The following is an 11,349-nucleotide window of genomic DNA, read 5'->3' on the forward strand; positions in this document are numbered from 1 at the left end:
ATTTTTTAAATTTACTAGCCATTTATTTACAAATAAATGTTCTAGAAAAGAACTTAAAACCCTTGAATTACCCATTAATCTTGGCTATAATTCATTAGAAAAAGAAAATAAAAAAGAAGATCATAAACTTCTTAGCCCCTAAGTAAATCATTCATAAAAAACACAAATTAATGAAGAGTTTTATAGATAATAACTTCCTATTGGAAACTGAATTCGCCAAAGAACTTTATCATGATTATGCTAAAGACCTCCCAATTATAGATTACCATAATCATCTTCCTCCTAATGAAATTGCCGACAACCGAGCTTTTGAAAATATATCAAAACTTTGGCTAGAAGGAGATCATTATAAATGGAGAGCAATGCGCAATTTAGGCATTGAAGAAAAATACATAACTGGACAAACTTCAGATAAAGAAAAATTTGACAAGTGGGCTTTTACGGTTCCCTATACCATAAAAAATCCATTATATCATTGGTCACACATGGAACTTCAAAGGTATTTTGGCATTGCAGAAATGTTGAATCCTACTACTTCATCCTCAATATACAATCATTGCAATGAGTTGCTGAAAACTTCCGATTTTGCCACACAAGGACTCCTGAAAAGCAGAAATGTAGAAGTGATTTGCACCACCGATGACCCGTTGGACAATTTATCCCATCATCAAAAAATTGCAGGTTCTGATTTTAAAACAACAGTCTTGCCTACATTTAGACCTGATAGAATTATTAATATAGATAAAGTTGATTTTGTTGATTATTTAAATGACCTCTCAACGATAAGCCAAATAAAAATATCCGATTTTGAATCCCTTTTGCAAGCTATAAAAAGTAGGATTGACTATTTCCACACCAATGGATGCAGATTGTCTGATCATGGATTACCACATGCTTATGCATACGACTTTACAGAGAAAGAAGTGAATGTCATTTTAAAAAATAGATTATGCGAAAAAACAATTACTGATAGTGAAATATTAAAATTCAAGTCGGCTATTCTATTCCATTTAGGCAGGTTTTATGGCAAAAATAAATGGACTATGCAATTGCATTTGGGACCAATAAGAGACACCAATACATCGTTATTGAAAAGCATCGGTATCAATGCAGGCGTGGACAGCATTGGTGATTTCCAACAAGCAATTCAGCTTGCCCGTTTTTTAAACAAATTAAATGAAAACGGTAGCCTTCCAAAAACAATTATATACAATTCAAATCCAGCAGATAATGATCTTTTTGCAACTATGGCCGGTAACTTTAGTGAAGACGGAATAAAAGGAAAAGTACAGTTTGGAGCCGCTTGGTGGTTTTTGGATCAAAAAGACGGCATCACAAATCAAATCAAATCCCAATCCAACATGGGACTTTTAAGCACATCTCTGGGAATGTTGACCGATAGCCGTAGTTTTTTATCTTTTCCAAGACATGAATATTACAGACGCATTGTGTGTAATATTTTTGGGAATGATGTAAAAAACAGCGAATTGCCCAATGATATGGAATGGATCGGAAAAATTGCACAAGATCTTTTTTACAATAACTCAAAAAATTATTTCAATTTTCCAGATAATAAGGTGTCCAATTAAAAGAATTACAATTGAAAAAAATAATCACGTTTGGAGAAGTCTTGCTAAGACTTTCAACTAAAGAATATCTAAGATTTTCACAAGCAACTGACTTCAATGCCGACTATGGAGGAAGCGAACTTAATGTAGCTACCTCATTGGTTAAATTTGGAATGAATGCCGAATTTGTATCTAGAGTCCCGGATAATGATATTGGAAAATGTGCCATCAGCGAAATGCGCAAAAATGACGTTTCCACCAATTTCATGGTAACCGGAGGAGAACGTTTAGGAATATATTTTATAGAAAAAGGAGCCTCAGTACGAGGAAGTAAAGTGGTTTATGACCGCGCCTATTCTTCTTTTTCCTCCATAAAAAAGGGAATGATTAACTGGGAAGAAGTCTTTGAAAATGCTAATTGGTTTCACTGGTCTGGCATTACACCCGGAATATCACAAGATGCAGCTGATGTATGCCTAGAGGCTATTGAAGTTGCCCACAAATTAGGCTTAACAATTTCTACCGATTTCAATTATAGGGCAAACCTTTGGAATTATGGAAAATCACCCGGTGAAATCATGGAAAAAATGGTTTCCCTATGTGACATTATTCTCGCTGGAGATTATGCCTCAAAACAATATTTTGGCATTGAACCGGAAGGAAATTCTGAAACGGAATTAAAAATCTCATTATGCAAAAAGTTAATGGAGCGGTTTCCTTATGCCAAGAAAATAGCTGTAACCAATAGAGTTGACCTCAATGCCTCGCAAAATAAGTGGTCGGCGATTTTGTATGACGGCGCTACATTACACCAATCAAAAACCTATGACATTACCCATATCGTGGATCGAATTGGGACAGGAGACAGTTTTATGGGAGCGCTTATTTACGGTTTGAACCATTTTGAAGACCAAAAAGCATTGGATTTTGCCGTTGCTGCATCCTGCTTAAAACACACCATTTACGGAGATACCAATCTGGTGACAGTGGACGAAGTTGAAAAATTATTAAATGGAGACGGTTCAGGCAGAGTAGTTCGATAAAACACTAGCAGAATCGAGTTTACACACTAATCAACAAAAAAACAAAACTATGAGTATATTTTCTAGAATAGAAGTCGCATTAACAATGGAAAAAACGGGTTTGGTAGCCTTATTTTATCATCCTGATCCCGAAATCGCAAAGAAGGTTGTAAAAGCCTGTTATGATGGTGGCGCACGACTATTAGAATTTACCCATCGAGGCGTTTATGCTCAAGAGGTTTTTAATGAATTAAGTAAATACTGTGACAAAGAATGTCCCGAAATGATATTGGGAGTAGGTTCGATAACGGATGCCGCTACTGCTTCTTACTACATGAATATAGGTGCACAATTCATCGTTACACCGGTTTTTAGGGAAGACATTGCGATTGTCTGTAATAGAAAAAAAATATTGTGGTCCCCAGGCTGTGGCAGCCTTACTGAAATTGCTAAGGCAGAGGAATTGGGCTGTGAAATTGTAAAACTTTTTCCAGGTGAAATATATGGTCCAAAGTTTATAAAAGCTGCAAAAGCGCCGCAACCTTGGACAAAAATAATGCCTACTGGTGGAGTTGACACTTCGTATGAAAACCTAAAAAGTTGGTTCGATGCCGGTGCTACCTGTGTAGGTATGGGATCCAAACTTATTACCGACGAAATTATCAAAAATCAAGATTATACCCTATTACAAGAACAGGTTAGAGCAGTCATCAACAACATCCAAAGCCTTAAGAAGAATAAGTAATTGAACATACGAATTTTCTAAATTAACAAAAAAAGCAATGAATAATCAAAGTATTGGTCAGTATAGATGGACAATTTGTTCTCTAGTGTTTTTTGCAACAACAGTAAATTATCTGGATCGAAATGTCATCAGCTATTTAAAACCTTTTTTGGCAGAAGCTTTTCATTGGACAGCTGAACAAGAAGTGCGGGATTATTCCAATATTGAGATTGCATTCAAATTATCGTATGCGTTTGGGATGCTCTTTGCTGGTGGATTTATTGATAAATTTGGTTCAAAAATCGGTTATGCCATAGCTACTGGTTTATGGAGTATTGCCACAATTTTTCATGCTTTTGCTACAGGAACTGGAGGTTTTATTATTGCTCGAATTTTTCTAGGAATCACTGAAGCCGGAAATTTTCCTGCCGCCATCAAAACAACATCCGAATGGTTTCCTCAGAAAGAACGCGCTTTAGCTACAGGTATTTTTAATTCTGGGAGCAATATAGGCGCAATTCTTGTACCTCTTACTGTACCATACATTGCTGTAAACTGGGGCTGGCAATGGGCTTTTATTTTGACTGGAATTATCGGTTTTGTTTGGTTGTTCCTATGGTTTATATTATTTGAAGTGCCCGAAAAACAAAAACGTTTATCACAGGCAGAGTTTGATTACATTCACTCCGATACCGTTGAAGAAGTCAGCCAAGAAAAAATATCATGGCTAAAATTACTGTCATTTCGTCAAACTTGGGCTTTTGCAGTAGGCAAATTTTTAACCGATCCCGTTTGGTGGTTTTATTTATTCTGGCTGCCTGATTTTTTAATGAAACAATATAAACTTTCCATAAATGAAATAATCTGGCCATCGGCATTAGTCTATTTTATTGGAAGCATAGGAAGCATAGCCGGAGGTTGGCTGCCGATGCGTTTAATCAACGCGAATTGGCCAGCCTATAAAGCCCGGAAAACAAGTATGCTTTTGTATGCCTTACTAGTTCTTCCTGTCCTTTTTGCACAGTATTTTGGTTCTATCAGTATGTGGTTGGCCGTATTGGTTATTGGTCTCGCAGCTGCGGCACATCAAGCTTGGAGTGCTAATATTTTTACAACAGTTTCGGATATGTTTCCTAAAAAAGCAACGGCTTCGGTTACAGGTATTGGAGGAATGTTTGGGACTTTGGGAGGTGTATTACTGACTTGGTTGGTACAAAAAAACATGTTTGTTTATTACACCAGCATTGGAAAAATTGAAACAGGTTACTTTATTATGTTTTCAATTTGCAGCACCGCTTATCTTATAGCTTGGTTAATCATGCATTTTCTAGTCCCAAAAATGAAAAAAGTAGAACTATAATTATCAATCTATACTTTGAAATTAAAACAAACAGACATACAATTAAATATAAAATCTTAACTATTTTTCTATACTATGTCTGTTTGAAGATTCCCTTACCACCACTTCAGTGTTTAAAAAAGTAATTTCGGTGATATTGTCCTTTTTTGATGATTTTAGATGGCTTATAATTTTTTTAGCAGAGGTTTGCCCCATTTTAACGGATGGATGTGTTATTGTGGATAATCCCGGATCGATTATCGAGGCGATTGGATCGTCATTAAAACCAATTATAGCGATGTCTTGAGGGATCTTTAATCCTCTTTTTTTAGCACATTGAATAACTCCAACAGCCGCTGAATCATTCGCGGAAAAAATACCATCTGGAGGGCTTGCCAGATCAAATAAATAATTACTTGCCTTTTCTCCTTCTTCAAAAGTTAAATAGGTACAATCTACAATCAACTCTTCATCAACGGGTAAATTAAATTCGATTAAAGCATCTGTATATCCCCTTTTACGTTCGCTATAGGTATTTCTATGTTGTGATCCAGTTAAATGCGCAATACGTTTACAACCTTGCTCAATTAAATGTTTTGTTGCTTTGTAGCCTGCCGAATAATTATCGATCATTACTCGATAGGTTTCAAATTCTCTAGGAACCCTATCCACAAAAACTAGTGGGATATTTTTGTCTATAAATTTTTGAAAGTGAGATACATCTTTAGTTTCCATTGCCAAGGAACAGATAATACCACAAACTCTACTGCTGTATAATGCTTCAGCCAAATTCACTTCATCAGTATAAGAATCATGACTTTGAGTAATCATTACACTATATCCTGCCTTTTGTGCCGTTTCTTCAATACCGCTAATAAGCGAAGAAACAAAGGGTCTATTAATTCGTGACACTAGTACCCCAATTATTTTGGTATTATTGCCACGTAAACCTGCAGCTAAAGTATTGGGGCGATATCCCATTTCTTCAGCCACTTTTTTTACTTTCTTAATCGTTTTGTCACTGATTGTAGGATGATCTTTTAAAGCTCTTGAAATAGTTGAAGTTGCAAGATTCAACTTTTCAGCTATGTCGTATATAGTAACATCTTTATTATCCTCCATAAATTAAAAAAATAAATTAATCCACAAATATACAGTTTTTAAACAAACAGTAACCTTCCCAATACCAAGAACCATTCTCAAATAGAGATATAGCATACAAATCACAATAATTCAACTTTGATATCGTCAAACTACCAAATAGTATATTATGCCAAAAAGCCGAGAGTAAATTACTCTCGGCTTTAACTAAGCAAATTTAAAAACCAACCAATGAAGGTATATTCTGTAAAAACTACACTTCAATGTCAATAAAACCAAAATTTCAAATTTAAACTTGCTTATAATTATAATCTAATATCCAGGATTTTGATATGCCAATTTTTCAGCGGCTGTCATTTCCATTCCATCCAACTGGCCAGTAGGAATTGGTCTTAAATAATGATAAGGCTGGATAGTTCTTGTTACTGTTACTGGAGTATGATTACCATAATTAGATCCACCAATTTTGTAGGATCCTGCTAATTCATTCCATTTTTGAGTACGAACTAAATCATACCAGCGGTATCCTTCACCAAAATATTCACGTGAGCGCTCTGCAAGAATGTAGTTTATATCTATAACTGCTGGAGTTGCAGCTGTAAGTGCTGCACTATTATCTGCAACTTTTGCTACATTACCATTATTATCCCAACGCCATTTCCCTGCACGTGCACGGATAACGTTTATAAGACTTCTAGCCGTCATAGAGCCTGTTGCTCCTTTTACAGCAGCTTCAGCAGCTACAAAATAAAGTTCTGAGAATTTAGCAATTGGAAATGGTCTTGTGCTCGCAGCATTAGGCTGTCCTAAAGTACCAGCATTGTCTGTACGGTATGGACCTAATTTCCAGAATCCTGGATACACAATTCTACTGATACCATTAGGCGAAATAACATAATCAGCTCTGCCCGGTAAAACCCCAGCACCAACACCACTTGCACCTCCTCCAGAAGGATATGTTATAGCAGTAGCTGGTTCGTCATTTAAAAACGATAGTACGGCATCATTTGGACCTATAGGTAATGAATTTGCATTATACAATGTTGCAACATCTGTTAATCCAGTTCCTTTTAAATTCCAGTTACCGCGATAAACAGTTGTAAAAGTACCATCATAACGGGAATCATTTGTTTTGTCAGCAAAAGTATTTGTGAAAACTTCAATAGGCGGAGCCATACGAGTCCAAGGGCGCCCAAGGGCTTGAGCCGCTTCACGCTGAACAGGAGATACTAAACCACCAGCTGCATTTTTACTTTTGATAGCTGTATAATTCCAAGTAGCCATCCATCCTGAAAAATTATCTGCACCACCACCATTAGCATAAGTAAGGCTAGATCCGTTATAATACTCATCTGCTTCAGTATGGTCTGCATAAAGCAACATTTCTTTGTTACGATCGTTGGATCCTAAATTAACATCATAGAAATTTGCTTGCAAAGCATAATTTGATCCAGCATTATTAATCCCTTCTAAAGCAACATTATAAGCTTCTTGAAAATACCATTGTGCATTATGCCCGTCAGGGTCAGTTCTTGGAGTATCTGGAAAAGTAGGAATATTATTTGGATTTTGTAGCCACCAAGCATACGTTAAATACGCTTTTGCCAAAAACAAACGAGCCAATGTCTTAGTTGCAGTTCCTGTCAATCTAGGAGCGTCTGGTAATTCAGCTACAGCTGCTTTTAAGTCAGGAATAATTCCTTTAGTATAAACCTCTGCAACCGTATTACGCACTGAGAATCTTGTAGGCTTGTTATTAAACATTAAGTCGCCCGACCCCAAATCTAATGGCACTCCTCCAAAAGTCTGCACCAATAAAAAATAATCAAAACCTCTAAAAAACTTAGATTCTGCAATCAAACTTGGAGAAACGCCAACGGCTGCTCCATTTTCAATAATACCACTAGCTGTATTAATATCCGAAAAAGAATTATTCCATAATACATCTGAACGGCTGGAATTCGGAGTGATTGTTCCAACACCTGACAAATCATGATCCTTAAAATTTCCATCTGCACTTTGTGCATAGGTGGCCTCATCAGTACCTGTTTGTAATGAATTATAAAAATAAGCATTCCCGTACAGCCAGCGTAAATGAGCATAATGAGATGTTAACCCTTGAAGTACACCTTGCTCAGTTTTAAAGTAACCAGGCTCATAAAAATCATGAGGTTCCTCTTCTAATAGGTCCGAACAACCAGCCAAGCTAAACAAAGCAACTGATCCTATAATTATATTTTTAAATATATATCGTTTCATATTTCTATTTATTAAAATGTTAAGTTAAGTCCCATTAGGAAGTTACGACTTGATGGTGTATTAGTACCAATAACTAAAATTCTGCTAGGGTAAGAAGATACAGCCTGATTTTGATCACCCAAAGAGTTTGTTTCCGGATCCATACCAGACATATCATGATAAGGAGAAAAGAAAACAAATGGATTCTGAACAGAAGCATATATTCTTAATTTATCGATACCAACTGTTTTCATGAAATCCTGCTGAAGCGTATAACCAAGAGTTATTGATCTAATTTTCAAGTAAGAAGAATCAAAATACCCCATAGTTGACATGTATTTTGGATTATCACCGCTTCTAACACCATTTGGATTAGGGAAATCTGCACCCGTATTCGTTGGTGTCCAATAATCTACGTCCACATTACTGCCACGACCATTAAGCAAGTTTAAATAACTGGCGCTACCATAAAGTGTACTTACTAAAATTCCACCACTTTTAAATGCTCCAACAGCATTAAAATCAAAACCTTTATAGGTTAAGTTGGTATTGAAACCTCCTTGAAAGTCAGGATCGGTATCAAGAATTTGTCTGTCTGTTGCATCTATTCTGCGTGTAGGAGAACCATCAGCATTAAATTCTCCAGTATATTTTACTTTTATAGATCCTACAACAGTTCCTGGCTGATTAACACCCGTTGGTCCTGCTTCGTATTTATCCATAAAAGCATCGCCGTCTTGCCAAAGCCCTACTTTTTCATAATCATAAATAGAAGCTATATTATGACCGACAAACCATAAGTTACCTTCATCTCTATCCTTTCCAGAAGCAAGAGAAGTGATTTTGTTTTCATTAGCATAGAAGTTGAAACCAACTGTCCAGGTTAAACCATTAGGATTGTCCAATATCACTCCGTTTAATGAAATTTCATACCCTTTATTTTCTGTTGCACCAACATTTGCTGTATAACCGCTAACACCTGATGTTGTTGGAAGTGCTACTCTTTGTAATAAATTTTCCGTTTGTGTATTGTAATATTCTACAGTACCTGTCAAACGGCTGTTAAATAATCCAAAATCAATACCATAATTCATAGTGGTAGAATATTCCCAACCTAAAGACGGGTTAGGCAATTCTGTAACATAAACTCCTGTAGAATTGGTAGTACCAAAATTATAGGGCCTTGTACTCAAAGCTCCTAAAGTAGCATACGGACTAACTGACTGATTCGAAGTCTCTCCATAACCTGCGCGTAATTTCAAAGAATTAAGCCAAGTTATATCTTTCATGAAAGACTCATTAGAAATTGTCCATCCTGCAGAAACAGCTGGATAAGTAACCCATTTTTCTCCTTCTGCCAATCTGGAAGAACCGTCAGAACGTAACGTACCTGATATAAAATAGCGATTATCATAAGAATACATCATCCTTGCCATATAAGAACGTAATCCCCATTTTGTATAATCCTGCTCAGATGGTGTTATAGTGATAGGTTCCTCACTTTGCCCCAAATTATAAAATTGAAATGCATCAGAAGTGATTCCGTTTCTTGCTATTCTCGAATTATTACCCGTATAACTTTCATTAGAATATAATCCAACAAAATTAACCGTGTGTTTTTCGGCAAAAGTCTTATCATAGGTAATTAAATTCTCAAGCAGCCATTGCGTTGACATAAAATTACTAATTGAAGCATTAGATAAAGTCGCCGCATTTACATCAAAAACACCTTGACCTTCATAATAACCATTGTTGCTTGAACGAAAATTTAATCCAGAATTCAATCTGTATTTCAATCCATCAACACCAGGAATTTTTAGCTCGGCAAAAATATTGTTATATGAACTAAATGCTCTGTTTAGATTAACATATTTATCTCCTAAAGCATTGATAGACTCTCTTGTATAAACCCATTTATCATCTATTAATCCTTGATTTACAACTCTCTTTAAATTCCCATCAGCATCATAAGGGTTTACTAATGGAGACATACTCAAAGTGGTTCCTGGGCCTATATTATCACCATTGGTAATTGCATAGTTATTATTGGTAGTAAATCCTATGCGGAATGCAGATCCAATTTCTTGATCAATTGAAGCTCTAAGACTAAAACGCTCATAAGATTGACCAGGCAAAACGGACTCTTCTTTATAATACCCAAGTCCCCCTGTATAAGAACCGCCTTCACTTCCACCTGAAACACCAACATCATGACTTACTATTTGTCCTGAATCATACAATAAACCTTGCCAATCAGTATTAGTCCCTCTTACTTCGTCTCTACCATCTGAATATAGCTTGGTAACATCACGAAGTGTTGCAAACTGATTACCGTCCATCATATCATACTCTCCAAAAACATTCTTTACTCCACCAAATCCATTATAAGTAAATTTAGCTTTTTGACCTTTACGCCCTTTATTTGTCGTAATCAACACAACTCCATTGGCACCACGTGATCCATAAATAGCTGTTGCTGAAGCATCCTTCAAAATATCAAGGGATTTTATATCGACAGGATTAATATCCCCAATAGATCCTGCAAAAGGAACGCCATCAAGTACAATCAAGGGATCATTACTTGCCGTAAGCGATCTGGTACCACGAATACGAATCTGCATTGAAGCACCTGGTTTGGTAGAGGTTTGAGTTAATTCAACACCCGGTAGCCTTGCCTGTAGCGCTTGGGTTACATTTCCAGATGCAAATTCGCCCAATTCCTTACCGCTAATTGTAGATACCGATCCCGTTACTGCTTCCTTACGAACGGCACCATATCCAATTACCACTACTTCTTTCAAACTATTTGAAATTTCTTCGATTTTTACATCGATTTTAGTTCGGCCTGCCACTTCTACTTCTCTAGTTTTATACCCTACGAAACTAATGATTAATACCCCGTTTGTTGGTACATTATTAATTGTAAAATGACCATCAAAATTAGAAGATACACCAGTATTCGATCCTTTAACAGCCAAATTAGCTCCTGGTATTGGCCCATTAGCATCGGAAATTGTTCCTGTGACAGAGATTTGGGCATTCATCCCTGCTGAAAACACAAGCATAAGAAATAGAAATCCTAGACTTTTGAAGTGTTTTGATTTGCTTTTAACAAATAAAAAGGTTGTCATAAATAATTGATTAATTGGTTAATTGGTTTGTTTTAAGTTTCTGGTTTCAACTATATAATTGCTTTTTACAATCCATATTCATATACATTGAAAAAATAAAATAATGAACCACTAATAACTTGAAACAAAAATAAGAAAAAATATTTAATACGCAATCGGTTGTGTGATTATTTTATTTTTTATATTGATAAAAAATGTTACATAAAATTATAGGATTAATAATAAC

At 35.9% G+C, this 11,349-nt stretch carries 7 protein-coding genes; 4 read left to right on the forward strand and 3 right to left on the reverse strand.

Going from position 1 to position 11,349, the window contains the following annotated elements; genetic code table 11:
• The first annotated feature begins 170 nt into the window (after nucleotides 1-170).
• From uxaC to B0E44_RS15320, 4 genes are read left to right on the forward strand one after another with little or no spacing between them, the layout of a single operon-like run.
• On the forward strand, nucleotides 171-1,589 hold the full coding sequence (gene uxaC / locus B0E44_RS15305) for a glucuronate isomerase (protein ID WP_077377166.1): 1,419 nt from the start codon (nucleotides 171-173) through the stop codon (nucleotides 1,587-1,589).
• An 11-nt stretch (nucleotides 1,590-1,600) separates the two neighbouring features.
• Nucleotides 1,601-2,611, forward strand: coding sequence for a sugar kinase (locus B0E44_RS15310; RefSeq protein ID WP_077377169.1), 1,011 nt, complete (start codon nucleotides 1,601-1,603; stop codon nucleotides 2,609-2,611).
• Between the two features lie 49 nt (nucleotides 2,612-2,660).
• On the forward strand, nucleotides 2,661-3,335 hold the full coding sequence (locus B0E44_RS15315) for a bifunctional 4-hydroxy-2-oxoglutarate aldolase/2-dehydro-3-deoxy-phosphogluconate aldolase (RefSeq protein WP_077377172.1): 675 nt from the start codon (nucleotides 2,661-2,663) through the stop codon (nucleotides 3,333-3,335).
• A gap of 37 nt (nucleotides 3,336-3,372) precedes the next feature.
• Nucleotides 3,373-4,674: an MFS transporter gene (locus tag B0E44_RS15320; protein WP_077377175.1), complete on the forward strand. Its 1,302-nt coding sequence runs from the start codon at nucleotides 3,373-3,375 to the stop codon at nucleotides 4,672-4,674.
• A 60-nt stretch (nucleotides 4,675-4,734) separates the two neighbouring features.
• On the opposite strand, the gene B0E44_RS15325 is transcribed toward B0E44_RS15320, so the two are convergent.
• The 3 genes from B0E44_RS15325 to B0E44_RS15335 form a co-directional block, all read right to left on the reverse strand.
• Nucleotides 4,735-5,775, reverse strand: coding sequence for a LacI family DNA-binding transcriptional regulator (locus B0E44_RS15325; RefSeq protein WP_077377178.1), 1,041 nt, complete (start codon nucleotides 5,773-5,775; stop codon nucleotides 4,735-4,737).
• A 291-nt stretch (nucleotides 5,776-6,066) separates the two neighbouring features.
• Nucleotides 6,067-8,013: a RagB/SusD family nutrient uptake outer membrane protein gene (locus B0E44_RS15330; RefSeq protein ID WP_077377181.1), complete on the reverse strand. Its 1,947-nt coding sequence runs from the start codon at nucleotides 8,011-8,013 to the stop codon at nucleotides 6,067-6,069.
• Nucleotides 8,014-8,024: 11 nt separating this feature from the next.
• Nucleotides 8,025-11,123, reverse strand: coding sequence for a TonB-dependent receptor (locus B0E44_RS15335; protein ID WP_077377184.1), 3,099 nt, complete (start codon nucleotides 11,121-11,123; stop codon nucleotides 8,025-8,027).
• Nucleotides 11,124-11,349: the final 226 nt, after the last annotated feature.

The organism is Flavobacterium sp. A45, assembly GCF_002001005.1.
In the GTDB taxonomy this organism is placed as follows: Bacteria; Bacteroidota; Bacteroidia; order Flavobacteriales; family Flavobacteriaceae; genus Flavobacterium.